Source organism: Nocardia sp. NPDC006044, from assembly GCF_042871115.1.
Taxonomy (GTDB): domain Bacteria; phylum Actinomycetota; class Actinomycetes; order Mycobacteriales; family Mycobacteriaceae; genus Nocardia.
This window is the reverse complement of record NZ_JBIAID010000001.1, coordinates 2,500,441-2,526,561: the sequence shown is the minus strand read 5'-3', so window position 1 is coordinate 2,526,561 and position 26,121 is coordinate 2,500,441. Positions and strand designations below refer to the sequence as shown.

The 26,121-nt window shown below is 66.8% G+C and carries 28 protein-coding genes; 15 read left to right on the top strand and 13 right to left on the bottom strand.

From position 1 onward, the window contains the following. Positions 1-10: 10 nt before the first annotated feature. Both ACFYO1_RS11920 and ACFYO1_RS11915 read right to left on the bottom strand, forming a co-directional pair. On the bottom strand, positions 11-934 hold the full coding sequence (locus ACFYO1_RS11920; protein WP_387229695.1) for a VOC family protein: 924 nt from the start codon (positions 932-934) through the stop codon (positions 11-13). Positions 935-959: 25 nt separating this feature from the next. Continuing rightward, positions 960-1,811, bottom strand: a complete 852-nt coding sequence (locus ACFYO1_RS11915) for a fumarylacetoacetate hydrolase family protein (RefSeq protein ID WP_387229693.1) — start codon at positions 1,809-1,811, stop codon at positions 960-962. Positions 1,812-1,984: 173 nt separating this feature from the next. Between ACFYO1_RS11915 and ACFYO1_RS11910 the strand changes: the two genes are divergently transcribed. Continuing rightward, complete coding sequence (locus tag ACFYO1_RS11910) at positions 1,985-2,668, top strand: GntR family transcriptional regulator (RefSeq protein ID WP_387229691.1); 684 nt, start codon at positions 1,985-1,987, stop codon at positions 2,666-2,668. A 219-nt stretch (positions 2,669-2,887) separates the two neighbouring features. Further along, positions 2,888-3,310, top strand: coding sequence for a MarR family winged helix-turn-helix transcriptional regulator (locus ACFYO1_RS11905; protein WP_387229689.1), 423 nt, complete (start codon positions 2,888-2,890; stop codon positions 3,308-3,310). A gap of 51 nt (positions 3,311-3,361) precedes the next feature. Here ACFYO1_RS11905 and ACFYO1_RS11900 read toward each other — a convergent pair whose 3' ends face one another. From ACFYO1_RS11900 to ACFYO1_RS11885, 4 genes are all read right to left on the bottom strand, one after another. After that, a complete protein-coding gene (locus ACFYO1_RS11900; protein ID WP_387229688.1) occupies positions 3,362-3,670 on the bottom strand; it encodes a hypothetical protein in 309 nt (102 codons plus the stop codon). A gap of 28 nt (positions 3,671-3,698) precedes the next feature. Next, positions 3,699-4,508 carry an ESX secretion-associated protein EspG gene (locus ACFYO1_RS11895; protein ID WP_387229686.1) on the bottom strand — a complete coding sequence of 270 codons (810 nt, stop codon included), beginning with the start codon at positions 4,506-4,508 and terminating at the stop codon, positions 3,699-3,701. Further along, positions 4,505-5,269 carry a hypothetical protein gene (locus ACFYO1_RS11890; RefSeq protein ID WP_387229684.1) on the bottom strand — a complete coding sequence of 255 codons (765 nt, stop codon included), beginning with the start codon at positions 5,267-5,269 and terminating at the stop codon, positions 4,505-4,507. The genes ACFYO1_RS11895 and ACFYO1_RS11890 overlap by 4 nt, the downstream gene beginning before the upstream one ends. 179 nt (positions 5,270-5,448) lie before the next feature. Beyond that, on the bottom strand, positions 5,449-5,880 hold the full coding sequence (locus ACFYO1_RS11885; RefSeq protein WP_387229682.1) for a hypothetical protein: 432 nt from the start codon (positions 5,878-5,880) through the stop codon (positions 5,449-5,451). 209 nt (positions 5,881-6,089) lie between these two features. Between ACFYO1_RS11885 and ACFYO1_RS11880 the strand changes: the two genes are divergently transcribed. Then, positions 6,090-6,737, top strand: a complete 648-nt coding sequence (locus ACFYO1_RS11880; protein WP_387229680.1) for a TetR/AcrR family transcriptional regulator — start codon at positions 6,090-6,092, stop codon at positions 6,735-6,737. Between the two features lie 10 nt (positions 6,738-6,747). On the opposite strand, the gene ACFYO1_RS11875 is transcribed toward ACFYO1_RS11880, so the two are convergent. The 3 genes from ACFYO1_RS11875 to ACFYO1_RS11865 form a co-directional block, all read right to left on the bottom strand. After that, positions 6,748-7,503: an SDR family NAD(P)-dependent oxidoreductase gene (locus ACFYO1_RS11875; protein ID WP_387229678.1), complete on the bottom strand. Its 756-nt coding sequence runs from the start codon at positions 7,501-7,503 to the stop codon at positions 6,748-6,750. 385 nt (positions 7,504-7,888) lie between these two features. After that, positions 7,889-8,584, bottom strand: coding sequence for a BTAD domain-containing putative transcriptional regulator (locus tag ACFYO1_RS11870; protein WP_387229676.1), 696 nt, complete (start codon positions 8,582-8,584; stop codon positions 7,889-7,891). A 254-nt stretch (positions 8,585-8,838) separates the two neighbouring features. Further along, positions 8,839-9,618, bottom strand: a complete 780-nt coding sequence (locus ACFYO1_RS11865) for an SDR family NAD(P)-dependent oxidoreductase (protein WP_387229674.1) — start codon at positions 9,616-9,618, stop codon at positions 8,839-8,841. A 389-nt stretch (positions 9,619-10,007) separates the two neighbouring features. Between ACFYO1_RS11865 and ACFYO1_RS11860 the strand changes: the two genes are divergently transcribed. From ACFYO1_RS11860 to ACFYO1_RS11825, 8 genes are all read left to right on the top strand, one after another. Then, positions 10,008-10,739: a GntR family transcriptional regulator gene (locus ACFYO1_RS11860; protein WP_387229672.1), complete on the top strand. Its 732-nt coding sequence runs from the start codon at positions 10,008-10,010 to the stop codon at positions 10,737-10,739. A gap of 285 nt (positions 10,740-11,024) precedes the next feature. Further along, positions 11,025-11,594, top strand: a complete 570-nt coding sequence (locus tag ACFYO1_RS11855; RefSeq protein ID WP_387229670.1) for a DUF6790 family protein — start codon at positions 11,025-11,027, stop codon at positions 11,592-11,594. After that, the gene (locus ACFYO1_RS11850) at positions 11,591-12,799 is read left to right on the top strand and encodes an FAD-dependent monooxygenase (protein ID WP_387229668.1); all 1,209 of its coding nucleotides are present in this window, start codon (positions 11,591-11,593) and stop codon (positions 12,797-12,799) included. The genes ACFYO1_RS11855 and ACFYO1_RS11850 overlap by 4 nt, the downstream gene beginning before the upstream one ends. Beyond that, a complete protein-coding gene (locus ACFYO1_RS11845) occupies positions 12,765-12,923 on the top strand; it encodes a hypothetical protein (RefSeq protein ID WP_387229667.1) in 159 nt (52 codons plus the stop codon). Before ACFYO1_RS11850 ends, ACFYO1_RS11845 begins: the two co-directional genes overlap by 35 nt. A gap of 32 nt (positions 12,924-12,955) precedes the next feature. Continuing rightward, positions 12,956-14,287, top strand: a complete 1,332-nt coding sequence (locus ACFYO1_RS11840) for an MFS transporter (RefSeq protein WP_387229665.1) — start codon at positions 12,956-12,958, stop codon at positions 14,285-14,287. 326 nt (positions 14,288-14,613) lie between these two features. Next, positions 14,614-15,000 carry a hypothetical protein gene (locus ACFYO1_RS11835; protein ID WP_387229664.1) on the top strand — a complete coding sequence of 129 codons (387 nt, stop codon included), beginning with the start codon at positions 14,614-14,616 and terminating at the stop codon, positions 14,998-15,000. Positions 15,001-15,192: 192 nt separating this feature from the next. Further along, positions 15,193-15,789, top strand: coding sequence for a TetR/AcrR family transcriptional regulator (locus ACFYO1_RS11830; RefSeq protein ID WP_387229662.1), 597 nt, complete (start codon positions 15,193-15,195; stop codon positions 15,787-15,789). Between the two features lie 162 nt (positions 15,790-15,951). Beyond that, a complete protein-coding gene (locus tag ACFYO1_RS11825) occupies positions 15,952-16,686 on the top strand; it encodes an SDR family NAD(P)-dependent oxidoreductase (RefSeq protein WP_387229660.1) in 735 nt (244 codons plus the stop codon). A 74-nt stretch (positions 16,687-16,760) separates the two neighbouring features. Here ACFYO1_RS11825 and ACFYO1_RS11820 read toward each other — a convergent pair whose 3' ends face one another. Beyond that, entirely contained in the window at positions 16,761-18,260 is a 1,500-nt protein-coding gene (locus tag ACFYO1_RS11820; RefSeq protein WP_387229658.1) for an alpha/beta hydrolase, read from the bottom strand. A gap of 229 nt (positions 18,261-18,489) precedes the next feature. Between ACFYO1_RS11820 and ACFYO1_RS11815 the strand changes: the two genes are divergently transcribed. From ACFYO1_RS11815 to ACFYO1_RS11805, 3 genes are all read left to right on the top strand, one after another. Next, positions 18,490-19,671, top strand: coding sequence for a sensor histidine kinase (locus tag ACFYO1_RS11815; protein ID WP_387229656.1), 1,182 nt, complete (start codon positions 18,490-18,492; stop codon positions 19,669-19,671). Further along, positions 19,668-20,342, top strand: coding sequence for a response regulator (locus tag ACFYO1_RS11810; protein WP_387229654.1), 675 nt, complete (start codon positions 19,668-19,670; stop codon positions 20,340-20,342). The genes ACFYO1_RS11815 and ACFYO1_RS11810 overlap by 4 nt, the downstream gene beginning before the upstream one ends. Before the next feature lie 390 nt (positions 20,343-20,732). Beyond that, the gene (locus tag ACFYO1_RS11805; protein WP_387229652.1) at positions 20,733-21,578 is read left to right on the top strand and encodes a class I SAM-dependent methyltransferase; all 846 of its coding nucleotides are present in this window, start codon (positions 20,733-20,735) and stop codon (positions 21,576-21,578) included. A 72-nt stretch (positions 21,579-21,650) separates the two neighbouring features. On the opposite strand, the gene ACFYO1_RS11800 is transcribed toward ACFYO1_RS11805, so the two are convergent. After that, positions 21,651-22,133 (bottom strand): RrF2 family transcriptional regulator, encoded by a 483-nt coding sequence (locus ACFYO1_RS11800; protein ID WP_387229650.1) that lies wholly within the window; start codon positions 22,131-22,133, stop codon positions 21,651-21,653. A gap of 80 nt (positions 22,134-22,213) precedes the next feature. Here ACFYO1_RS11800 and ACFYO1_RS11795 point away from each other — a divergent pair, with 80 nt between their 5' ends. Then, positions 22,214-23,410 (top strand): CynX/NimT family MFS transporter, encoded by a 1,197-nt coding sequence (locus ACFYO1_RS11795; protein WP_387229649.1) that lies wholly within the window; start codon positions 22,214-22,216, stop codon positions 23,408-23,410. 91 nt (positions 23,411-23,501) lie between these two features. Here ACFYO1_RS11795 and ACFYO1_RS11790 read toward each other — a convergent pair whose 3' ends face one another. Then, a complete protein-coding gene (locus ACFYO1_RS11790) occupies positions 23,502-24,764 on the bottom strand; it encodes a hypothetical protein (protein WP_387229647.1) in 1,263 nt (420 codons plus the stop codon). Continuing rightward, positions 24,761-25,954: a hypothetical protein gene (locus ACFYO1_RS11785; RefSeq protein ID WP_387229646.1), complete on the bottom strand. Its 1,194-nt coding sequence runs from the start codon at positions 25,952-25,954 to the stop codon at positions 24,761-24,763. Before ACFYO1_RS11785 ends, ACFYO1_RS11790 begins: the two co-directional genes overlap by 4 nt. Positions 25,955-26,121 lie beyond the last annotated feature (167 nt).

Sequence of the window (26,121 nt, the reverse complement as noted above, 5' to 3'; positions counted from 1 at the left end):
GTGCGGGGCGCTATCCGGCGTGGTGTGCGCCGGTCATCAGCGCGGCGAGGTCTTCGGGGTGCAGGAACGACGGAGGTGGCGGCGGGCCCCAGCTGAACAGGCCCTGGGCGCCGGTGAAGACCTCCGGGGTCCAGAGTTGGTCGTCGACGATCGAGTCCATGTCGGAGTAGTACTCGGAGAAGTTGCCCGCGGGATCCTTGAGATACCAGAAGAAATTCGAGCCCGCGTGGTGGCGTCCGAGGCCCCAGACGTGCCGCTGCGGGTTGCCCTCGAGCATGGCGGTGGCGCCGCGTCCGACATCGTCGATGTCGTCGAGCTGCCACGAGGTGTGGTGCAGGAAGTTGACCGGCGCGTTGAGCACCAGCACGTTGTGGTGGTCGGTGGAACAGCGCAGGAACGCGCCCTCACCCTCGATTTCGTCGGAGAGCTTGAATCCGAGGCCGTCGACGAAGAAGCGGCGTGTGGCCGCGTAGTCCACCGAGCCGAGGACCGCGTGGCCGAGCTTGCGCGGGCGGATCGGATCCTCGCGCAGCACACCGGGTGCGCGGGTACCGCTGCGTTCGATGCGGCCGGGCCCGTTGTAGGGGGTCGCCGGTGTGGCGGGTTGCGTGACGCGGTTCGAGATCCGCACCACGGCACGGAAACCGGCGACCGGTTCCGTGCCGGCGACCGCGTCGGCGGTGCGCTCCACCGGCAAGCCGAGCTTGCGCAGGCGGGCGGCCACCGCGTCGAGATCGTCGAAATCGTCGGCGCCGATGACGATTTCGGCCAGCCGCCGGGAGGGTGCGCGAATGAGCCGGAGTTGGTCGCCGCCGTCGCGAGTGGCCAGCCAGCCGTCCGGTCGGGGCGTGAGCCCGAATTCGGTGTAGTAGTCGCGGGTCACGGCCGGCTCGGGTACGCCGATGGTGACCGACGACAGTCGGTGCAATGCCATTGTGTCTCCAGGTAATTCGGGACGCTCAGTGACCGGCGACCAGCAGGTGCCGCATCTCGCCGACGCCGCGCACGTAACTGACCAGTTCGTCGCCGGGGGCGAGATACCGCTGCGGGGTGCGGCCGAACCCGACCCCGGCGGGGGTGCCGGTGAAGATGACGTCGCCGGGCAGCAGCGGCGTGATCGCCGACAGCCGGGCGATCAGCTCGGGCACCGGGAAGACCATGTCGGAGGTCCGGCCCTTCTGCATCTGCTCGCCGTTGATCAGGCAGCCCAGTTCCAGATCATCCGGGTCGTCGAACTCGTCCGGGGTGACCAGTACCGGTCCCATCGGACCGAAGCCCGGAAAGGACTTGCCCATGCTGAACTGGGGCGCCGGGCCGACCCGCTGCCGGACCCGCTCCGAAATATCTTGTCCCACGGTAACTCCCGCGACATAGCGCCACGCGTCCGCGGCGGCCACGCGGTGCGCCCGGCGGCCGAGCACCACGACCAGCTCCACCTCCCAGTCCACCTTGCCCGGCACCAGTGCGATCGTTCCGTACGGATCGGCCAGCGCGGTCACGAATTTGGTGAACACGGCCGGCTCCTCGGGCGCCGGCAGCGACGACTCCGCGGCATGCTCGGCGTAGTTGAGGCCGACGGCGAACAGCTGCCGAGGAGCCGGGGCCGGGTTGCCGAATTCCGTTGTGGGGACGTCGGACAGCGGTGTACCTACCTCGGTGACGGTCGTGCAGAACTCGAGCAGCTCGTCCCAGCGCTCGTAGGCGTCCTGGATGCCCGGGCCGAACCTTCCGCCGCTGGCGCGGGCGAGGTCGACGACGGCATCGGACGCGGTGATCAGCGACAGCCGATTCGAGATGACGGCGAAACGCATGGCGTGGACTCCTTAGCACATGGTGAACGGGTGTATGAGTGCCAGGAAAATCCTCGAACAGCGCTGCTCAGCAAGGGTTTCCAGCTCTCGTACGGACGATCCGCAACACTTTCGAAAGTATTCGCAAACTTTCGAAAGTGCAATAGACATTCGTAAACTGCTAGAGTGTTCACATGGCGAAGAGCGGCGGGACGACCCGCACCGACGGCATCCACCAGGCGTTGCGGGCCGACATCCTCGGCGGCCGGCTGGTGCCGGGCGAACGGCTGAAGTTCCCGGACCTGGCCGATCGCTACCAGGTGAGCGTCGGAGCCACCCGCGAGGTGCTGACCCGGCTGGTCGCCGAGGGCCTGGTGGTGGCGAAGCCGCATCAGGGCTTCCACGTCCGGCCGCTGTCCCATCGCGACCTGGCCGAGCTGACGCAGGCGCGGGCGGAGATCGAATCCCTGGTCCTGCGGCTGTCCGTGCTGGACGGCGACATGCGCTGGGAGGGCGATGCCGTTGCGGCCCACCACCTTCTGGAACGCGCGCCATACCTGGACCCGGCGGACCCGGATCGCCTGACCGACGAATGGTCGCAAGCCCACGCCGCCTTTCACCACGCCCTGCTGGCAGGTTGCGCCAACCAGCGACTGCTCGACACGGCGCGATCGTTGCGCCAGGAGGCCGAGCTGTATCGGCAGTGGTCGGTATCCCTGGGTAATGAACCCGGCCGCGACGTCGCCGCAGAACACCGAGCCCTGCTCGACGCCGTACTCGCCCGCGACGCGAGCCACGCACAGCAACTCCTGCGCGACCACATCACCCACACCACCCAAGTACTGATCAGCTGCGCTTCCGACCACCCGAATCAGTAATCGGGGCAAGACATCTCGCCCGACCGGTGCCTCTGCGCCGCAATGAGCGAGAGCGTCGGGACAACGGGCCATCCTCAAGTCTTGCATAGTTAATATTAACATTGCAACACTCTAGCTGCCGAACCATGCCGAGTGCGCTGACGCGGCGGTTTTGCCACCTACCCCTCCGAGCGTTGTGCGGTTAATATTAACTAGACAAGATTCTGGTACGCTCACACCATGGATGATGGGCTGGGCGACTTGTTGCATCGCGTAGTGCTTTTGCTCGGGGAGGCGACCCAGCGGCGGGTGGACGGCTCGGGCAGGTTGAGTTACAGCCAGATGCGGCTGCTCGGCGTGGCGGACGAGAGCGGGCCGATGACCCAGCACCAACTGGCACAGGCGCTTTCGGTGTCCGACCCGGCGATCAGCCGGGCCTTGCGCCCGCTGCAAGCAGCCGGACTCATCCGGGTCGATCCCGACCCCGAGCACGGACGCCGACGACTGGTCAGCACCACCGACGCCGGCCGCGCCGCCTTCCACACCAGCGGTAAGCCGCTCCAGGACGAACTGCGCGATGCTCTGCTCGCCGCCGGCTTCCCGTACGCGCGGTACCTGCGCGACACCGTTACGCTGGCCGAACTCCTCGAGCCGACCCGCTAGCATCCAGGGACGGGTGGATTGAAAGCGGGCCGGGCCGAAGGCTATTCGGGGCTATCGTGCGCGGTCGTCCATCTTGTCCATCGTGTCCGCGGCGTCGCGCATCCCCTTGGCGAACTTGCCCGCTGAATCCACCATGTTGTCACCGCCGGCGAGCAGGTTCGTCTCGGAAGTGCCGTAGCCCTTTCCGCCTTTCACGAACTTGTCGCCGTAGTCATCGCGGCCCCACGGAAATCCCTGCGCCTGAATGATATTCCGCAAGTTCGCGATGATTTCCTTTGTCTCCGTGCCGACCTCGTCCATCTGCCCCGCCGCTTGCCGCAAACGCGCGGTGTCCACTTGAATACGACGTTCTGCCGCCATGCCGATCTCCTGATTCTCCGATCCGAACTCAGTACCGATCCTCGGGACGCCCGTCCTCCCAGTGCGATTCGATGCGCTGCAGCAGGTGCTCGATATCCCGGTGGATCCGATAGACCAACTGCTGCCTGCTGGTCGCGACGGCGACGGGCGAATCGTCCAGCGACATCACGTATCGCCCGTCGTCGACCACGTCCCGCCACAGCAACGTCGTCTCGTGCATTCCGCGCGGGCCGAACTTCGATCGGCCCTGCGCGACCGTGATCACTCCGGTCAGATCGGCACGCTGCTCGAAGAACCGCTGGGTCCGATACACCGGCCGGGACTCGACGTCGTCCCACACCGAGTTGGTACCCCAGGTCGGCGCGATGTGCTCGGCCGGGTCGGTCACGATCGGAATATCCGGCAGCCGACCGGCTTCCACGTCCGGCATCGCCTGTACCACTGCGACGGCCAGTGCCCGCGGATCGCATTCGGTCACGACGACCATCGGCGAATCGAAGGTGAGTTCGCCGGGTACCTGTTCGAAGACGAACGCCAGCGCACCCGCCCGCGCGACATGCACACGGAGCACCTTGTCCCGGTTGGATCTTTCCCGCTCGTCCCAACTCTGCAGCAGCACATACAGTTCGGGGGCGCGCAGCACATGGACCATGCCCGCGAACGAGCTGTCCAGCCTGGGCTGCAACTCCTCCCATACCAGGCGCTTTCGTCGCTCCAAGTCGTTGACCATCACCTCCTCGTCGCTCTGGAACAGCAGCGGCCGCGGCAACGAGCCGGCGCGATAGTGCTCGCACAGCACGAGAAATTCGAGCGAGGTGAACTTCCACTGCAGCGTCACGGCTCGATCACCGGTCGCACCCGCTTGATGTCCGGCCCGAGACCCTCATCCAGGTGCGTCTCCGAGTCGAGATACTTGGGCCGCTTGTATTCTCCGCCCGCGCCCTGCGCGCCGCCGGGCCCCGGACCGGGCCCCATCGGCATGCCGGACTGCGAACCCGGCCGGACCATCTGATGCTGGGACTGGGCCGCGACTTCGGTCTGCATCGCCGCCCGCGGGAACAACTTCGATGCTTCGAACGGTGCGGTCTGGGCCGCGAGCTGCGAGTGCGGCGCACCGCCACCGCCACCGCCTGGAATGCCCGCGCCGGCGCTGCGCACAGCGGCCGCGAGATCCTTCGCGAACGGGCTGTCGACCGGCAATGCCGTGTGCTGCAATTCGCCGAGGCCGGGAATGCCGAGTGCCCCGGTATTCGCCAGACCGGCCAGCATTTCGGTGCCGCTCTTGACGACGTCGCCGATCGTCTTGGTGAACCCGTTGATTCCGTCAGTCAGCAGCTTGATCAGATCGGCGCCGCCCGGTGTCTGGGCCATGGTCTGGCCCAGTGCGCGCATTGTTTCCGGGCTCAGGTTCCGCAGGATCTCCGGGTCGACATTCTTCAGCACGTCCGGGCCGAGGTTCTTCAGCCCTTCCGGCGTCAGGCCGCCGAGGATGTCCGAGCCGAGCTTCTTCAGCTGGTCCGGGCTCAGCCCCTGCAACAGGTCGGAGGTGAGCTTCTGCAAACCCTCCGGGGTCATGTTCTTCAGCAGTTCCGGTGGCATAGAAAAGAACAGCCCGAACTACAAAGCCGGCTATCAAGACCCCAACAACCAGTGACCGTCGCCATGAGCCGGGCCCGCGCCACGCCCTGCATCTGTTCCGTCATCGCTTCCAGCATCATCGCGGCATCGGCCCGCAGCCGTTCATTCACCACCAGCAGCCTCCGGCTCGTCGATCGAAATCACTGCGACTGGGACTTTTCGTTCTCCTCGAAAACCTTCGCACCGTCTCGCATATTCTTCGCATTTTGCCCGGCAACTTCGGCGAGCTGAATCAGCGACTTGAAATAATTGTCCCGGCCGACTTTGTATCCCTTGGGTCCGTCGGCGAATTTTTTGCCGAACTTGTCGTTTCCCCAGGCTTCGCCCTGGGCTTCGGTCGACTGGACGAGCGTCTCGTGGATTTTCCCGAGCTGTTCGGCGACCTCATCGAAACCGGTTGCCGCCTGGCGGAGTCCGTCGGGATTTATTTGATGGGCTGATTCATTGCGCTTCTTTATCTTCCGAACGGCATTGTCACCAGCATCCGACAAGTGCGCACGGCCGACTGATACGCTTCTTGCCGTAGAAAACATGTCGGCGGATACCCGCCGCGGGGCGACAGGAGAAGACATCGGATGAGGCCGACATCAGCTACACCCTGTCGAGAGTGTTGCGCGCGGACGCCCGACCCGCTGCGCGCCCTGGGCCGCCACTCCCGGACATCCGCCGGAGGCCGAACCTGCACAGTTCATTGATCCCTGCGATCCTGGCGCATCCACGTCAGCCACCTCTTTGAGCTGATCGTGAATAAAATGACATGACTGAGAGTAAATCAGACCCTATGGCAGACGTCAATCGCTCGCAGCGCACCTACTCCTCCCCGGTGCGCGAGGAGGCTGCGCGCCGCACTCGGGACATCGTGGTGCGGGCCGCGATGCAGGTGTTCACCGAACGCGGATACGCCGGCGCCACCATCGATCAGATCGCCACCTACGCCGGGGTCTCCCGCCCCACCGTGTTCGCCGCGGGCAACAAGGCCCAACTGTTCGCGCTCGCCCGGCAATACCAAGGCAACGACGGTGACGGCACCGAGGCCGGTTCGACGATGGCGGAGATTCTCACGATCGACGACCCTCGGCGCCTGCTCGAACAGTTCGCCGCCCACACGGCCGCGACCATGCAGCGCGTGGGGCCGTTGCAGGTAGTGCTCGAGCAGGCCGCCGGCACCGATCCCGAACTGGCGGAACTGTTGAAATCGACGCAGCAGCAACTGCTGGAGACGGCCGGTAGCGTCGTGGCCGCGGTCGCGGCGAAAGGATCGCTGCGCCACGGAATCTCGCCTGACGCCGCGACCGACGTGCTCTGGTTACTACTCCAGTACACGAACTACCACCGCCTGGTAGCCGAACGCGGCTGGAGCCACGCGGATTTCGAGCGCTGGCACGCCACGGCGATGATCGCCAGCCTGCTCGAGCCCGGCCACCGATAACCCCGTGCCCCTAGGCGGGCGTCCACGGACGCCGACCGGCGATCAGCGCGGCTTCCGCTCCATGCATGGTCAGTACCGCGCCCTGGACATAGGCCGCCCGCGGCGAGACCAGGAACCGGATCACCTCCGCTACCTCACCCGGGTCGTCGGCACCTCCCGAATGCCGCTCCTCCTGGCCTCCCGGCCGCGGACGGAGCAGGTCACCGGGGTCCACGAAATTGACCCGCACACCCCGCGGCCCGTACTCGACCGACCACACCCGGGTAAGCCGCACCAATGCCGCCTGCGCCGCCTGCACCTGACCATCGTCCGAAGTCCCCACCCGCGCACCGACATTCACGATCGCCCCCGCCCCACGCGCCGCCATCAGCGGCGCGAACGCACCGGTCAGCAACAAGGGCACCCGCACGTTCAGGTTGAACACCACATCGAACACATCCTCGGCCGACCCGTAATCGACCTCCCCGGCATTGTTGACCAGCACTCCCACCGGAGCATGTCCGAGCGATCCGCCCACCTCGCCGATCACCCCACGCACAACCACCGGGTCACCGAGATCGGCCGCCAAGCCCACGGCCCGTCCACCGGACCACTCGATCAAGCTGCGGGTCTCCTCCACACCGGCGCCATCAGCACCGCACACCACCACCGAATAGCCGTCCTCGGCCAGCCGCAACGCGACCGCACGCCCCAACCCACCCGACGCACCGGCAACCACCGCCCACCCGCCCGGCCCACGACCATCCCGCACGGAGGCTTCACTCATTCGCCGTACTCCTTCTCGCTTCAGCCCCCCGGGTGGTCGGATCGCAGGACCTACTGCGGGGCAAACCGCGAATGGCTGTACCGGCACGCCGAATTCGTCTCCGAAGCAAGCTGGTTCCCCAATGGGTTAACTAGGAATACGCTGATTTGACCAGCAGTCAAACAGACTACTCGGTCGCCGTCAAACGAGCCGACCCAGGCCGCCTGCGGTCGGCTGGAGCAGGGCAGGCAATGGACCCGATCGCATTGCCCGCCAGACGGTTTCGCCGGATCGAACACCCAAGGACGACCCAGCCGGGGACCGGTCCGCCTACGTACTGCCGCCATGGTGCGCGCTACTGCCGTCGAAACTTCCGGTAGGCGCCGCCCGCCCACGCGACGCCCGCTCAGCTGGCGTCGCTGGTATCGTCGGCGAGCACCCGGTGCGCATTGCGATACGCGTCGAGCGCTTCGACCCGCCGCCCCCCGCGGTGGAACGCGACCATGAGCAGTTCGTGCCAACGCTCGCTGTGCGGTTCGGCCGCGACGAGCGTTTGCGATTCCATGATGGCTGCCGAATGCCGGCCGAGATCCAGCGCGACCAAGATCGCCGCTTCCCCTAGATCCGAACGCAACCTGACCAGGCGGTTGCGTTCCTGGCTGGCCCATGGTCCGGGCAAACCGACCAAGGGGTCGCCCCGCCACAGGCTCTTTGCGGTTCCCAGCTTTATCTCCGCCTGGGCCGCCGCCCCCGATCGGCGGTCGGCTTCGGCGTCGGCGATGAGTGCCTCGACCTCCACGACATCGAACTTCACCGGCAGGCACAGCCGATACCCGCCCCGGGTCGAACCGAGCCACTCGAACCCGGCGCCCGGTCCGCCGTACGCATCGAATTCTCTGCGCAGAGCGGATATGTGGTTGCGCAGCACACTGATCGCCGACATCGGCTGTTCGTCGGACCAGATTCGCTCGGCCAGCTGCGTCGTCGTCAGTGTGCGCCCGTGTTCGGTCGCGAGTATCGCCAGCACGGCCAGCATCTGCGGCGCGGCGATTTCCAGGGGCTGGTCGTCCAGCCACGCCTCTACCGGACCCAGCAACGACAACCGCAGTTCCGTTTGCCTCGTCCGACGAATACCCGAGTTCCGCAATGCTGACAACTGGTCCCTCACATTCGCACATCGAGGCCGTTCATGGCCTCTGCGATGCCGACACGGTCCGTGCCGGCTCCGTTCAAGTTGACCAAAAGCTAATTAATTTGACTGCAAGTCAATCAGAATATCGCAGGCGACGTCAATCGCCGCGAGGCTTGCCCGGCGCGCACCGATCCGGTGATGCGCCCATCCCGTCATTCCTGGCCTTACGCCGGCGCCGACAGGCAGCCAAGGCGTTCCGCCATACCTGCGACTCCGGTCATGGCCAGCAGGGCGGCCTGAATACCGGCGGCGCGCGGGGAGACGAGGAACCGGATGGCCTCCGCGATCCCGACCGGCCCGCCACCGCCGGGCGGCACGCTGTGCGGGCATCCCGGATCCAGTTCCGCTCGCCGCGCTCGAACCGCAGTGGACGCGTGGCCGAGATCCACGAAATTGACCCGCACACCGTCCGGCCCGTACTCCGCCGCCCACACCTTGGTCAGCATGATCAACGCCGCCTTCGCGGCCTGCACCTGACCACCATCCCCCGCCAGGGCACCGAACCCGCCCACATTGACGATCGCACCCCTGCCACGCTCGACCATGAGTGGCGCGAACGCACCCGTCAAGACCAACGGCGCCTTGACATTCCGGTTGAACACCAGGTCGAAGAGGTCCCCGGTCGACCCGTAATCCGCCTCGCCCGCATTGTTGACCAACACCTCCACCGGAGCACCCGCCACCACCCCGGCCGTTTCCGTGATCAGCCGTCGCACCGCCGCGATATCACCCAGGTCGACCACGAGATCCACGGCCCGCCCGCCGGTCCACTCGATCAATTTGCGAGTCTCTTCCGCACCGGCACCATCGCGGCCGCACACCACGATCGAATACCCGTCTTCGGCGAGGCGCAACGCCGTCTCCCGCCCGACGCCACCCGTCGCACCGGCGACCACCGCCCACGCCCCGCGCCCCCGGCCATCCCCCGCGATGTCTTCACTCATCTGATGCCATCTCTTTCTTGCTGCAACTCCATGGTGGTTCCGAGCGCCGACGGTCACGGCAGCCGGCTTGCGGCGAGGACGACCGATCGGGCCTATAGCGCGCGAGGCGGGGCGGCGTGGGTGAGGCGTTCGGCGGTGGACAGTCGTCGCCCTGGGTAGGCGAGAACGGTCATGACCGCGAGCCGAGTGCGTCGACGCGCGCAATCAACGTCCAGATCAACGGTTTTGGGGCCTGGGTGAGGTACGCCTTGTCGTTCATACCCGAAGTCTTGCATAGTTAATATTAACCAAGCAAGACTTACTTTTTCGCGGCGTATACCTTCAGCGGTCCCGGCCAGCGCCACCTTTCAGGATTGTCTTCAATCATGTTTTCAATTATGTTTTCAATCATGAAGGTGAGCAAAGACGCTGTCAACAGCGACGTCGAGCCGGCGGGAACCGACCGCCGAGTGGCCACATCGGCGCGCCCGGCGAGCCGCACCACGGCGAAAGTCTTGGACGCTATCCGCAGCGCCATCCTCAACGGCGAGCTCTCCCCAGGAGAACAGCTCCGGCAACAGATCTGGGCAGACCGGTGTGGCGTCAGCCGCCCGCCGGTCCGCGAAGCCCTCGAGATACTGAGCAACGAGGGGCTGCTCACGCACGAGCTGAACCAGGGCTACTTCGTCGCGAAGTTCAGCAACGACGAGGTGGAGCAGCTCTACACGATGCGTGACCTACTGGAGTCCGAGGCGCTCCGCACGCTCGAGTGGCCGACCGCGGATGTACTGGCCGAGCTGTCCGCGCACGTCGACCGGATCGAGGCCGAGGCGCTGGCCGGGCGGCCCGACCTCGCCCGGGGTGCGATGGCCGACCTCTACCTGTCCATCTACCGCCTGTGTCACCGCACGCTCCTCATTGCCGAAATCGAACGACTCTGGGCGCGCACGGCCTCCTATCGCGCACACAACTACGACATACTGGCCGCACCACAGGAGTCGACAGTCCAGTTCCGCCTGATAGTCGACGCCCTGGCCGCACAGGACCGCCGGCGGCTCACCGAACTGCTCCAACGCCCGGTCGTGACCATCCTGGCTCGCGCGCGGGCGGCTGCCTCGCGCACTGCGGCCTCCGGCGGTTAGACCATTGCGCGACAGCCGGATTCGCGGTTGACTCCGTCCCGGCACGAGCGCGCCTCCCAGCCGGCCGGCACGGCGATCCCGCATGGGCACTTCGATCACCATATTGGCCTTACTAGTAGTAAGCTCATTTCGTCGACGGACAGGCGGCGGACGGCAGCCGTTGCCGACCGGCGGCACGGACCGGATATCGATGGTGGAGAACATCTTTCAAGCGGAACGGCCATGCAAGGTTCAGCCGAAGCCTGAGTCTTGCGTAGTTAATATTAACCATGCAAGACTTGAGGCATGAACAGCATGACTTACCTCGCCCAGACCTCATCCCCCCTGATCTGGCCACTGATCGCGGTCGTCGGCGCACTCGTCGCGACCCGGAACAGTCCTTCTCGCGCAGCCGCACTGGAGACCTGGCAGCGTTGGTGGGCCGTGGTCGCGCTCGGGTTGGGCAGTTTATGGATGACGATCTCGTTCCTGACGGTTCCGGAGGTGATGGCGACCGCGATCGGGTTCGACCCGAGTCAGTTCCAGTTCGAGATCGCGTTCGCCAACCTCGGACTGGCGGTCATGGGTTTCCGCGCCGTCTCGGCCTCGGCACGTGAGCGGATCACGATCGGGCTGGGTGCCGGAATGTTCTTGTGGGGCGCGCTGATCGGCCACGTCTATCAGTGGTTCGCGCACGGCGATCACGCTCCCGGCAACACCGGTGGAGTCCTGGTGTGCGATCTGCTGTTCCCCGCGGTCATGATCGTCCTCGCCTACCGCGCCCGGCGACTGGCCGCACAGCAGTCCGAGGCCTCAACATTGTTGTCCGGCAACACGAGTGGCTCGCCGTACGCAGCCGGGAGCAGGCAGGCATGAACACCGCGATCGTGGTCGGCGGCGGCATCGGAGGGTTGAGCGCGGCCCTCGGCCTCGAGCGCGCGGGCTGGCGGGTGACGGTGCTGGAACGAGCGCAGCAGTTCCGCCCGGTCGGCGCCGGGTTGATGCTGGCCCCCAACGCGGTGCGGGCGCTGAACTGGCTGGGACTGGCCGAGGAGCTCCGGGCGATGGCGGCCGCGCAGGGCGCCACAGGAATCCGGACCGCGTCGGGAACGTGGCTGTTGCGCGGCGATGTCACCGAGGTCGTCCGCCGGTTCGGTGTGCCCGGATACATGCTGCACCGGGCCGACGCGCACGCCATGCTGATCGGGGCGCTGCGGCGCACCAACCTGTGCACCGGCCACCAGGTCACCGAGGTGGATCCCGACGCCGGTGCGGTGACGTTCCGGCGCCCCACCGGCGAAACCGCAACGCTCGCCGCAGAACTCGTCGTCGTCGCGGACGGCCTCGCCAGTCCGATACGGGCCCAGCTGTTTCCGGACCATCCGGGACCGGCCTACGCCGGGTACCTCGCCTGGCGCGGCGTGGTCCCCGCCGAGGCCGCCGCCGGCGTCGAAGTAGGCCGCTCGTTGGTCGAGAGCTGGGGGCGGGGCCGGAGATTCGGCGTCATGCCGCTCACCGATGGACGGGTCTACTGGTACGCCACGCTGTCGGCCCAGCCGAACTCCCACGCCCACGCGAACATCGAGACGGTCGCGCGACTCTTCCGCGGCTGGCACGACCCAATCCCCCGCCTGATCGCCGCCACTCCCCTGAAATCACTACTGCGACACGACATCTACTCCCTGGAAACACCGCTGCCCAGCTATGCCGCCGGCCGGGTCATCCTGCTCGGTGACGCCGCGCACGCGATCACCCCCGACCTCGGGCAGGGCGCGGCGCAGGCACTGGAGGACGCCGCGACGCTGAACGCGCTCGCCACCACCGAGTCCACCGTGGAATCCGTGATAGCCGGCTACGACCTGGCGCGGCGTGGCCGGACCCAGCGACTGGCGCAGGCTTCGGCCTCGGCCGGAAGGGTTGCGCAATGGCGCAATCCGCTGAAGGTCGCGTTCCGCAACGCCCTCGTGTGGCTGACGCCGCGCTCGGTGTACCTGAATTCGCTGCGCGAAACCTTCTCCTGGACACCCGAAACCAACTTCCCGGCAAGTGACCCGGTGGCGGCTTCGGCGCCGGGCCACTGATGCGCGCGGTCCGGCGATCGCCGAGCAGACCGGCTCGGTCACCCTCCTCGACCTCGCCGATTTCACCCCGGCACTGACCCGCCGAACCCTGCACCAACTCGATCGGGCCCTGGCCGAAAACTGAACCGTCTCCACCACGCACTGTGAGGTATTCCGTTGACAGACACCGTCATACCGGCGACCCAGGCGACCACCGGCACCCCCGGGATCGTGCCCGGCCGGTGGCGCAAACTCGCCCTCGTCGTCGCTCCGCTCTGGGCCGACAACAACGAGTCCAGCGTGCTCAGCACCCTGGCCCCGGTCATCGTTGCGGCGGTCGCGGCGCCGGCGGGCGCGGTCGGCTACCTGACCTCCATCGGAAAGTTCATCAGCATCGTCTTCGGACCGCTGTGGGCGTGGGTGGCGCGCCGGACCAATCGCAAGACCGCCTTCGCCGTGGCCTCCGGTCTCGCCGGAATCGCCACCGCCGCAACCGGTCTCGCGCAGAACTACATTCAGCTCATCGTCTTGTACGGGGTCTCGGCCGCGTTCATCGCCGCGGCACTGCCGATCGCCAGCGAAATCACCGCCGACCTGTTCGACGACGCCGCCCGCGGCCGCGCCAACGGCTACACCTGGGGCGCGATCTCGCTGCTCGGCTCGGTACTCGGGCCGCTGATCGGGCAGCTGTCCCGCGTACCGGACGGCTGGCGCTACGGCTTCTTCGCCTGGGGCGCGGTTACCGTGCTCACCGCCGTGCTGCTGGCCGTGTTCTTCACCGATCCCGCCGTCGGCGCCAGCGAAATCGCCGCGCCGCCAACAGAGGCCGAGGACAGCCGGATCACCTGGACCAAGGTGCGGCAGATGCTCCGGATCCCCACCTTCGTGCTGATGCTGATCCAGCGACTCATCTCCGGTCACCTGCTGATCATGAGCTTCGGCATCGTATTCCTCGTCCACACATACGGTTTCACCACCGCCGTCGCGTCCATCGTCACCCTGCCGTTCGGCATCGGCTATCTGCTCGGCACTTTCGGCGGCAGCCTGGCCACCGACTTCTTGCAGAGCAGGCTCCCCAGGATCGGACGCGTCATCGTCCTGCAGTTCGCTCAATTCGGCTTCGGGGTCGTCGCCGTGGTGGGCACCCAGCACGACTGGGGCGGCATCGAGGTCTTCGCCGGCTTCTGGGCGGTGCTCGGCTTCATGCAGGGCCTCAATCCCGGGGTGAACCGGCCCATCGTGGCGGCCGTCGTCCCACCCGAAATGCGCGGCGCCGCCTTCGCGCTCCTGCTGTCGGTGTTCGAGGCACTCGCCTACGCGGTGTTCAACCTCGCCGCCGGACTGCTCACCGACGTGATCGGCCTACGCGGCGTAATGCTCTGGATCCCAGGCATTCTCATGCTCATCAACGCCGCCTTCTGCACCATTCTCTATCGCACCTACCCCCGCGACGCCGAACGGCAACGCGCCCTGGTGATCGCACAGGCCCGGCCCGCGGCGGCCGGATGAACCCCGCCCGGCACCCGATCGAACAGGCCCGCCTGCGCGGCGGGAGCTTCGCGATGGGCGATCCTCCGCACCGCCGCCACCCCGTGAGCCGACCGCCTACTCCGGCACCATACTTCCCTGCTGGACCATCCATCGGTTGGCCGACAGTTAGTTTCAGGAGGCGAACTGCGCCACACCACTTCGAAGGACACCCATCCGGAATCGTCGCAGTTTCGAATAGCTACAGACAGCGATCCGGATCCACTGACTGGTCGAGTGGTTGGCATCTCGGTCGGCTCACACGGTTTCGAACCCAGGAAGACAGCCCCAGGAACGGAGCGAATCACATGCCAGGACTGACGCATTCGGTACGCGTGCCTTCTGCCGCGCTCCTCACGGCAGCCGCCGCCCTGGCCGCTGTGCTGGCAGCTGGACCTGCCACAGCCGCACCTGCCACCAAGGAGCAACAGGAGCTCGTCGAGATGCTCATGCCAATTGAACACGAGTGCCTCAAGGTAATCGAAACTATTGCGAAAGACGAAATTGCGGAGCGCAAAGATGCGTTCACGCGCTGCACCAAGGAAAAGATCTTCGGCGAGGACAGTGGATTCGAAGAAAAGCAACAAGACAAAATCGCAGCGCGGCAATCCAAGTGCGTGAACAAGACCTGGGACAACGAAGAAGATCCCTCGCATCACCCGGGTATGTTCGCTCAGTGCCTGGCTGGACTCTAGACCTCTCGAACCCGAGTGGCCCCGCCTGGATATTCGGCGATGCTCGTAGTTCTGGCAGTTTTCCAGCATCGCGATGACGGCGTCGACACCTTCGGATACGGCTGTCGGCCGCCATCAAACCGTACAGGAACTCCGACCTCAGTCGCTGCGGCCATTATGGCCCATACGGTCCAGAACCAGTATCGTGAGAGGATGCCCCGGCCTCGTGAGTTCGATGAAGATCGCGTGGTCCTCGCGATCCGCGACGAGTTCTGGGACAAGGGCTACGCGGCGACGTCGATGGACGACCTGCTGCGCGTGAGCGGACTGGGCAAAGGCAGCCTTTACGGGGCTTTCGGGGACAAACGCAGTCTGTTCCTGCGGGTGCTGCGCGCCTACGACGACGCGAACCTACTGATGCTGCACGAGCGTCTGGCGTCCGCCGCGCGCGGGATCGACGTGGTCCACGAGTTCATGCTCGGCCCTACCGGCGACCCGACCGGAGCCACCGCCCGTCGAGGGTGCCTGCTGGCCAACAGCAACGCCGAACTCGCCACCTGCACTCCCGACGTGGCCGCCGAGGCCCGCCGCACCTACGACGCAATCGCCACCATCCTCACTTCCGCGCTGGAGCGCGCGCAGCGCGAAGGCGACCTCGACCCCGATGCCGACCCCGCCGAGATTGCCCGCGCAGTCCTCGCTGCCCAGCTCGGCGTCATCGCGCTCGGCCGCACCGGCATGGACGTCGACGCGCTGACCACGATGGCCCAGTCCGCCCTGGCCCGATTGCTGCCCGTACCAACGCAGTAGCCACCGGCTGATCCGTACGCCGAGGCCGAAACGACGAGCCGTACCCGCAGCTCGGCCACGCCGGGCACGCCGAATTCTCTCGATACCGAAGAGATATTGACTATCCGGTCCAGAACAGGAAAGGTTATGGACCGGATAGTCAATAACATGGAGGGAGGCGGCATGGCCGTCTTGGCAGACAAGGTCGCCGTGGTCACCGGCGCCAGCACCGGCATCGGGTTCGCGACCGCACGCGCGTTCCGCGGCGAGGGCGCCACAGTATTCATCACCGGTCGCCGCAAGGACGCGCTCGACGCCGCGGTCGCCGAGCTCGGACCCGACGTCACCGGCGTGGTCTGCGACGCCTCGGTCCCCGCAGAACTCGACGCGCTCTACACCACCGTGCACGACCAAGCCGGCCTCATCGACGTGCTCGTAGCGAACGCCGGCGTCGGCGCCGCGGCGCCGTTCGGCGAGGTGACCGAGGATCTGATCGACTCGGTGTTCGCCACCAACGTCAAAGGAACCATCTTCACCCTGCAACAGGCGCTGCCATTCCTCGGCCCGAACGCTTCGGTGATCCTGACCGGTTCGACCGCCGCGACACGGCCCAACCAGGGACTCGAGGTCTACGCAGCGTCGAAGGCCGCGGTCCGCAACCTCGCCCGCGGCTGGGCACTCAGCGCACGCGCGCACGGCTTCCGGGTCAACGTCGTCTCCCCCGGCGGCACCCGCACCCCCGGCCTACTCGAACTGGTCCCGCCCGAGATGCTCGAACAGGCCGAAGGCGCCGTCCCTCTCGGCCGCCTTGCCGAACCCGAGGAGATCGCCGCCGTGACGACATTCCTCGCCTCGGACGCATCGAGTTACGTCAACGGCGCCGAATTCTTCGCCGACGGCGGATACGCGCAGGTCTGAACCCCTGGGCGTCGAAGCTGCCCCGGCGCGCGACGGCGCACGTGATCGGGGTCACGAGTCCCCGGCACCCCGAGTCAGCCCGCCCGACAGATCACGTCGTGTTCGGGCATGGCGCCCTCCGCCAGGTAGCCGGTAACCACTTGGGACGCACAAGGATTGGCGCCGAGAACATAGGCCCCGTGCCCACTCCCGTCGACAGTGACCAACCGAGACCGCTGACCGAACTTTTCGTCGAGCAGCTCCCCGCCGCGCAGCGGGGTGACCGGGTCGCGCCGGTTCTGCACGATCAGCACATCGGCCGGGCCGGTGTCGTCGATCCGCACCGGCGGCTCGGACGGCCCGAGCTTCCAGAAGGCGCAGGGCATGACGTTCGCGGCGGCCGCGCCGAAGAGCGGGTACCGTTCCCGGTCCTCGGCGACGGCACGGTGGTAGGTCTGAATGTCCTCGGGCCATTCGACATCGTTGCAGGTAACGGCCAGAAAGACCGACCAGGCATTATCGTTCGGCGAAGGCGCGCCGGTGCCCGGCGGCCGCCCGCCCGCAGGCCCGGGATGCCCGGTTTCGAGCAGCGATTTCCAGGTCTCGGCCGCCGACGTGTACAACGCCGGGCGATAGAGCGTGAAGAAGGTGCCGAACCGGAACAGACCGCCGTCCATCCCGTCCACCGGATTCGCGTCGAGTCGCTCGGCGAGGGTGAGGTACGTCCGCCGTACCTCTTCCGCTGTACGACCCAGACCGTAGGTGTCGTGGCGGGCGGCAGCCCATTCAGCGAAATCGGGGAACGTCTCTTCCATTCCGAGGCCGTACAGGCGCATTCCGTCGTGGTCGAGGTAGGTGTCGCCGATATTGCTGTCGAGCACGACGCGATCGGCCCGCTCCGGGAATATCGAGGCGTAGGCGGCGCCAAGCGCGGTGCCGTAGGAGTAACCGAGGAAGCTGGCTTTGTCCTCACCCAGCGCCGCTCGGATTCGGTCCAGGTCACGGGCCATATTCGCGGTCGAGATGTACCGCAATCGACCCTCGTGGTCGTTGGCCGCGCATTGCTCGGCGACCCCCTGGGCGACCGTGGCCCGCTCGGTGACTGCCGCGTCGTTCACCGCATACGGCGAGATATTGCCGAAATACGTTTGATCATCGGTGAACCCGCAACTCACCGGTGCCGAATGCCCGACCCCGCGGGTATCTATACCGATCACGTCATAGCTGTCCAGCACATCGGCAGGCAGCCCGTGCGCAGCCAGGAATTTGGGCTGGTCCAGTCCCGGACCACCCGGACCACCGGGGTTGAGCAGCAACACCCCACGCCGCTTGTCCGGATTCTTACTCGCGAGCCGGGAGATCATGATCTCGATCCGCGCGCCCTCGGGCTCGCGGTAATCCAAAGGCACTGGCACAGTGGCGCATTGCAGCTGGGACGGCCCGGCCGCGGGATCTTCGACCCCCTCCGGACACGTGCCCCACGACACCCGCGCCGGCGAGCTTTCGTCCGGTTCTGCGGCCAGGACCAGCGTCCCGACCAATGCTCCGGCGAGACCGAGCACGGCCAGCAGGCTCAGGCTCCGTTTTGCGTTCATGCGCTCCTGCTCTCCGACGAAATGGCGCCGGCCACGAGCAAGCCGTCCGCAGCGGCCTCGTGCTCCGGCTGATACCTGAACGAGTCTGTCGAGCCCATCCCGCCCGCACATCGCTCCGGCGGCGGCAATCGTGTTCGACGAAAGTCGAAGCGGCGATTAGACCGGGGTCGAGCCCACCTCAGCCGCTGGGCTGCTGCTCGAGTCCGGCCGGTGTCGCGATAATGACCGGGTGGACACCGACAGCGCCGTACGACTCCGGGTATGGCAAGAGAGCTGGCGGCTGGCGGCGGCCGCTGTGCTCGGCGTGGCGTTCTGGTTCTCCCTCGCCACGGCGCTGCCGGAAGGCTGCACGGCCGATACGTGTTCTTGGTTCGTCACCGGTGATCCGCTGATCGCACTGGGCTGCCTGGCGGTGCTGCTGTGGCGGCGGCGGTTTCCGTTCCTCGTCGCCCTGGTGGTCGTGATCGCTGCGGCCGCTTCGGCGCTCGCCACCGGCGCCGCACTGCTGGCGCTGTGTTCGCTGTCCACTCGCCGCCGTCCGGTCGAGATCGCAGTGGTGGTCGTGGCCTACGTGACCGCGGCGCAGTTCAGCGAAAACCTCTACCCGATCACCGCGCCACCCGCCCCTACCTGGCTACAGCTCGCGCTGCTGGTATCGAGCGCGGGGATCGCGGTGGCAACCGGCGTAGCCATCGACGCCCGTCGCGCCGAACTGCGATCGCTGCGGGACCGCGCCGAGAGCACAGAACGCGAGCAAGCTGCCCGGGCAGCGCAGGCACAGGCCACCGAACGCAACCGGATCGCCCGCGAAATGCACGACGTGCTCGCGCACCGGATCTCGCTGGTCGCCATGCAAGCCGGCGTCCTGGACCACCGCGCGGACCTCTCGGACGCGGACCAGCGCACGCTGATCCGCGGGATCGCCGACGGCTCCCGCCAAGCGCTGGAAGAACTCCGCGATGTCCTCGGCGTCCTGCGCGCCGATCCCGACCGCCCCGAACCGCCGCAACCCACCCTGGACCGGATCTCGGATCTGGTGTCCGAGGCGCGGTCGGCGGGACTGGACGTCACACTCGCGACCACGGTGACCGCTACTCCACCAGAGACCCTGGGACGGACCGGTTTCCGGGTAGTTCAGGAAGGGCTCACCAACGCCGCGAAACATGCCCCGGCCGCGGCGGTCCACATCACCGTGGACGGGACGCCCGGCAGCGAACTGCGCGTCAGCGTCCGCAATTCGGCGGCCGCCGCCGTCGCCCGGCCACCGGCCTCCGGCTTCGGGCTCCTCGGCCTCGCCGAACGAATTACGCTCGTCGGCGGGACACTCGACCACCACCGCACGGCCGACAACGGCTACCTTCTCGCCGCGCGACTCCCCTGGCTGGACCACGATCGCGAGAAAACAACATGACTGCACAGGACATGGTGCGCGTCGTCATCGTCGACGACGACCAGCTCGTGCGGATGGCGCTGCGACTCGTCATCGATGGCGAGCCGGATCTGACCGTCGTCGCGGAGGCCGCCGACGGGGACACCGCGATCCAGGTTGTGGACGAGGAGCGCCCAGACGTCGTGCTGATGGATGTGCGGATGCCCGGCCGCGACGGCGTCGACACCACCCGGTACCTCCGCTCCCTACCCGCCGCGCCGGCGGTTCTCATGCTGACCACCTTCGACTCCGACGACCTGGTACTCGCTGCTCTACGCGCCGGAGCCCTAGGCTTCGTGCTCAAGGACACCCCGCCCGCCCGGATCGCCGACGCGGTACGCACCGTCGCGACCGGCCACCCCGTGCTGTCCCCCACGGTCACCGCGCGGGTGATCGCGGCGGCCACCGGGCCGGATTCCGCCGCCGCCCGCAGCGCCCCCCGCGACGCCGCGCGAAAACGCCTGGCCGCCTTGTCCGAACGCGAAATCGATACCGCGCGAGCCATCGCGGACGGACTGGGCAACCCCGAGATCGCGGCCCGATTGCGGATCACCGTCGCCACCGTCAAGGCACACACCAGCAATCTGTTCACCAAGCTGGGTGTCGAAAATCGAGTACAGATCGCGTTATTGGTCCGCGACGCAGAACGATAACCGAGGCCGATGGTGGCCATTCTTCAGTGTCGAACTGGCCGGCCACCAATGCTTCTGAAACGCCCGCGTTTTCCGAGGAGGGGCGTCTCGCTTTCGAGTCGGAGTGGCTCGGGGGTGTTGGCGGCGTCCCGGGCGTGGCGGTGACGTCTCGGAAGTGGCGGTGGCGTCCCGGGCGTGGCAGTGGCGGCTCGGACGTGGCAGTGGCGTCTTGGACGAGGCGGTGTGCAAGCGGCTGTGATGCTGGCGTGGATGGCTGTTTCGGAGTGTCGAGATGGGACATGTCGTGGCGGGCAGGTGATCTGGCTATGGCCGTCAGGGCGCTCGAGGCGCATCCTGTGAAGTGCGCGCGGTGAGCGAGCGTGGTGGGTTCTGGCCGGGGCGGAGGATCAAATGGAAGGTGCGCCGAGCAGAACGGCGATGTTCGCGGCCGTGTCACGTGGGTTGTTCCGCCTGGAGACGGCGTCGCCGTGGGTGCTGGATGATCCGCTGGCCTTGGTGCTTGTCGGCCCGGTCTGGCAGCAGCTGCGCGATCGGTTCGATCCGCTGTTCCCCGACCCGGTCCGTCGCCAATCGCGCGCGGCGGTCTGCACCCGCAGCCGGTATGTCGAGGATCGGTTGATTGCCGGCACCTTCACGCAGTACGTGATCCTCGGCGCGGGGCTCGACTCGTTCGCGTGGCGACGGCCGGATCTGCTCGGCTCACTGACGCTGTTCGAGGTCGATCACCCTGCCTCCCAGGCCTGGAAGTCCGAGCGGGTGCGGGAGCTCGGTCTGCCGCTCGGTGACTCGCAGGTGTTCGTGCCGACCGACTTCGAGGCCGGATCGGTTCGGGATGCACTGGCCGCGGCCGGGTTCGACTGGGCCCAGCCAACGATGTTCTGCTGGACGGGCGTCGCCCCCTATCTGACGGCACCGGCAATCGAGGCGACGCTGCACACGATCGCGGCGGCCGCTCCCGGGTCTGAGGTGGTGTTCTCCTACCGGGCCGAAGACTCTGCCCTCGATGACGCGGCGACGGAATTCGCCCGTATCTACACGCCGATCGCGGCCGCTGTCGGCGAGCCTCTTCAGCCTGGCTGGCCGGTGTCGGAGATCGAGCGGTTGATCAGCCGGTGCGGTCTGAAGGTCGTCGACCATCCCACCCGTGCAGACCTCCAGCACAGGTACTTCGCCGGCCGCACCGATGGCCTACGGCCCTACACCTTCGAAACCCTGATAGCCGCACGGGTCACTTGAACGTGGCAGCGCGGCCAGAACCTCCGAACTCCTCATCAATACGGCGGCACTTCGTCTCGGCCTCGGCAACGGCTAACGAGTGCCGCTGGTCAACCACTCGCGGACCTCGCTCAGCGCGGTCCCGGAACTGTCGGCGTCGATGCTCGCGGCAAGATCCGCGATCGTGAAGCTCGCGAGCGCCGTCCGCCACGCGGCGTCGGCGGCGTCCATGGCCCGATGCACCGCGCAGCGCGTGCGGCAACTCTTCGCCGGTAGGCCGAGCGGCCCGTTCCGCCGAATCTCGGTGCAGCGGAAGGCCGATTCGGCACCGTCGACCGCCTCCACCACCTGCGCCATGGTGATGCTCGCCGCCGGTCGAGTGAGCACATAGCCCCCGGCGGGGCCCGGCACCGAGCGCACGATGCCCGCACGCGAGAGCGCCTGAAGATGTTTGGCCAGATAGGCCGTCGGCACACCGTGCAATTCCGCCAACCGCGCGGCCGGGACGGGCTCGGTGGCCTGCCCGAGCGAAACGCAGCAGTGCATGGCCCATTCGACCCCCGTGGACATCTTCATACCGACAGCATATCTCGGATAGAAGATATCCGAGATCATGCTATAACTTGGACATTAGTTGTCCGAGATTAAGGTTCGTCATGACTACCCTTCGGGATCCCGCTCACCCCGCGAAAGACCGTGCGGCACTGCCCCTCGCAGCGCTGGCGTTGTTCGTCGCGGCGGCCAATCTACGTCCCGCCATCGCGGCGGTATCCCCGCTCGCCGACCGGATCCGTATCGATCTCGGCCTGTCCGCGACCGGGATCGCCCTGCTCACCACCGTTCCCACGCTCGCGATGGGCCTGTGCGCACCGCTGGCCGCCGCGGCCGGACGGCGCTGGGGCTTGCAACACGGCGTGCTGACCGGCCTGGGAGTAGTCGGGATCGCCACCGCCGCACGCGGTTTCGGCGATACCGCTGGCCTCCAACTCAGCTGCGCGGCCGTGGTCGGCGCGGGCATCGCGATCGCGCAGACACTGCTCCCCGCCGTGGTGAAGTCCCGCTTCGCCGACCGTGCGGGTCTGGTCACCGGAATCTATACCGCCGGTCTGGGATTGGGCGGCGCGGTCGCCGCGGGCGTCAGCGCGCCGCTCGCGGACGCGCTGAATTCCTGGCCCGGCGCGCTGGCGTCGTGGAGCGTACTCGCCTTCGCCGGAGCCATCCTGTGGACGGTCGCGCGCTCGGCGCTGGCCCTGGATACCGTGTCCGGGCCCCAGGGTCCCGCGACCACCGGCCTGCCGTGGCGCAGCGGGACCGCGTGGCTGATCACACTGCTGGCTGCCGGAAACTCCGCGCTCTACTATTGCGAATTGGCTTGGCTCGCACCGCTTCTACACGACAGCGGCTATCCGGATTCCACCGCGGGCCTGCTGCTCACCGCGCTGATCTCGATCCAGGTCCTCGCCATGCTCGCGGTGCCCGCCCTGCTCGGCGAACGCCGCGACCAGCGGTTGGGCCTCGTCCTCACCGTCATGCTGACCGCCCTCGGATTCGCCGGACTGGCGCTCGGCCCTGGCACGGCCACCTGGCTCTGGATCATCGCTCTCGGCATCGGCCACGGCGGCCTGTTCACCTTGGTACTGACAGTCCCGGTGTCGATGAGCCGCACGGTCACCGAAGCCGGCCAGTACAGCGCGATGGCGTTCTTTCTCGGATACGCGGCAGCGGCGGCGGCGCCGATCCTCGTCGGCGTCCTGCGCGACGGCACCGGCGACTTCCGCCTGGCCTTCTCGCTACTCGCCGCGGGGACCATCCTGCTGCTCATCCCGGTTGCCGGAATGGTCCGTCGCGACTGAGGCGACGTCATCGAGGCCGTTGCGGCGAATATTGTGTGCCGCAACGGGTCAACCAGCACACCGCAGACCCGGTCGATGCGCCTGGATGGAGTCAACCGAGCTCGGGGCGGTCCCAGAGGTCCGCCATGGTGACCGCTTCGGGCAAAGTCCAAGTCGCCGCGTCATGAGCAAGCAACTCTTCCCACGATGGTGCACCAGCTGCCGCGCGGGCCGCGGCATCGGAGCGGACTTTCAGCGCGAGCATGCCCACCCGCACGAGAACAGGAATGTTGAGATGTCTAGCGGCGACTGCGTTTTCACCGGCAATCGCCGCTGCGGTGGTCTTCGACAAGCTGATCGCGCCGGCCGCGGCATGCGCGGCGAGCAGCATCTCCGTGCGTTTGGCGGCTGCGGACGTCGCCAACCGTGGAGTACCCGTGGAACGATAGGCGCCGAGGTGCGTGTGCGTTCGGAGGACGACCTCGGTCGCGAGCATCCCGAGACCCGGCGTCAACATTCCGGAGCGAAGATTCAACCCGTCACCGGAATTCGTTCCGGCGTAAGCGTCATTGGCAAACTTCCGCAAATCAGCGTTCGGCATCTCGCCGAGAAGTGTCCAACCCGGCAGCGGCAAGTTCATCGGGGTGACAAAATCTGCCGCCCAGTGCTTCAACAGAAGCGCGACTGCCAGATGCCGCTCTGGTGCTCGCGCGAACGGTAGACCGGAGCGTGTGGTCGCAACCTTTTCGAACATTCGCCGTCCGTCTTCCCACCACGTACCTTCGAAGGTTCCTGTGCGAATCTGGTTGAGGGCGTTGAAGAACCGGCCGATGTCATGTCCGGCGGACCGAACGCGATGTGCCGGACCGCCGAATTTCGGGCCGGTGTAATCGATGGGCAGCCGGGCGGTCTCCCGCTCCCACCGGCGTAGCAGGTCGGTCTTTTTCAACACGGACAGCCCGCTCAGCACTGCAGTGTCCACCTGGCTGTCGTAGAGGTTTCCGAGTGCGCCGATAAGCCCGGAGAAACCCACGACGACCAAGTCGCCACGTTCCCACGGAACCCTTTGGGCCGCCCGCCACCCATCGAGCTGGCGTAGCGCGATCGGGTCGAGAATGTCGGCGATGTCGGACTCGCCCCATCCCTCGACTGCACAACGCTGCCGGTGGTGGGCCGTGAGGTCGGAATAGGTGAGGCCAGCAGAGGTGCTCACGATGCGCTGTGTCGCCGCGTGGTCGATCGGCTTGTCCGAAAGCGCCGCCGCGGCGATCATTTCGATGTCTGCGACGTCGCGCGTGAGTGCGCCCAAGTTGCCGACGTAGTCCTCATCGATCGGCGAGACCTGGTCGCTGGAGTTATCGCCAGGGGCGCTCACGCAGCTTCCTCGAGGTCATCAGCGAGGACAGAGACACCCTGCGCAAGAGTCTCGACGGCCTTCTTCTCCCCCTCGACTTCCTCGAGTTCGGCCAGCAAGGCCTGGAGTTCAGCATTCTCGGGCCCGGTGACACGCTCCTTCAGCCGGTCAGCGACGCTCCGGAAGCGGGCAACGCGGTCTTCGGCCACCTGGCGTCGATCCCGCTCCGCGTTCAACTCCGCCTGCTTCGTCTCGAGTTGCGCACGAAGGGTTTCGATGCGCTCGGCGAGGGTCACGACGGTCTTACCCAGGTTTGTCACGCGCTCGCGGAGACTGACGATGACGGCCTTTGCCGCCTCTTCGTTGCCGTCGACATCGCGCAGCACGAGCTGAGTCACGACGTGGAGTCGGATGGCGTCGGCGGCGATACGAGCTGCTGTGAACCCGGCAGCCTTTCCCGCGAGCGTGGCTGCCCCGACTCCCGCAGCACCGCTGAAGCCGGTGATGATCGCGGCGCCACCGGCCATGCCTAGACCACCGGCAGCGATCGAACCGCCGCCGATCGCGGCCAACCCCGCCGAAGTAGCCACCGCGCCCGAATAGCCGAGCACAAGCGTTCCGTACGCTCCGGCGATTGCCGGCGCGGCGAGGCCGCCGGTCAGCACGCCGAGTCCGAGGCCGGCACCGGCGAGCAGTGCGTATTTGGTCCAGTTGCTTGCCTTCGAGAGCTTTTTGATCGCGTCCTTATATGCGGTCTCTACAGCAGCGAGGTCTTCGGGATGGAGTTGATCCATCGCTCGATGGGCGGCCGCGAGAGCTTCAGCGCGGACAGCCTTTTCCCATCTGCCCTCCACCCACGGCTCGAACCCATACAGATCGATCAGCAGAAGCAGTGCCCGTGACCGTCTCGCCACGACCGAGGAGATCTGTGGCCCAGCGGATTCGAGTGCCTCGAGATTCGGCGACTCACCATCGGCAGCGATCTGGTGGACGACGTCTGCAACAGCAGGCGACCAGTCTTCCGGGTCGCGTTGCACAATGGCCGCAACAGCGTTGTCGCGAAAGGAATTACGGATTTCACGCTTGGATGCAAGGTGCTTGCCCTTCGATGCGGCGATGTCGCGCTGCATCATTCGGTACTGCCACGCCGTGAGGATGAAGTCCTCATCGGGCGAGAGCACGAGCTTCTTCTGTACCTGCACCGCGTCCATCCGCGTGACACTAGCGACAGAGCCCGACGCGCACAGGCAGATCCGAACGAACGTAGGACGAGACACGGCGAGGATGCCCGGTGTTACGGAACGAACAGGTACTACCTCACGCATCACTCCGGTTAGGAGTCTGAACAGACATGCCCGCACGGACGCCATGCGTAACC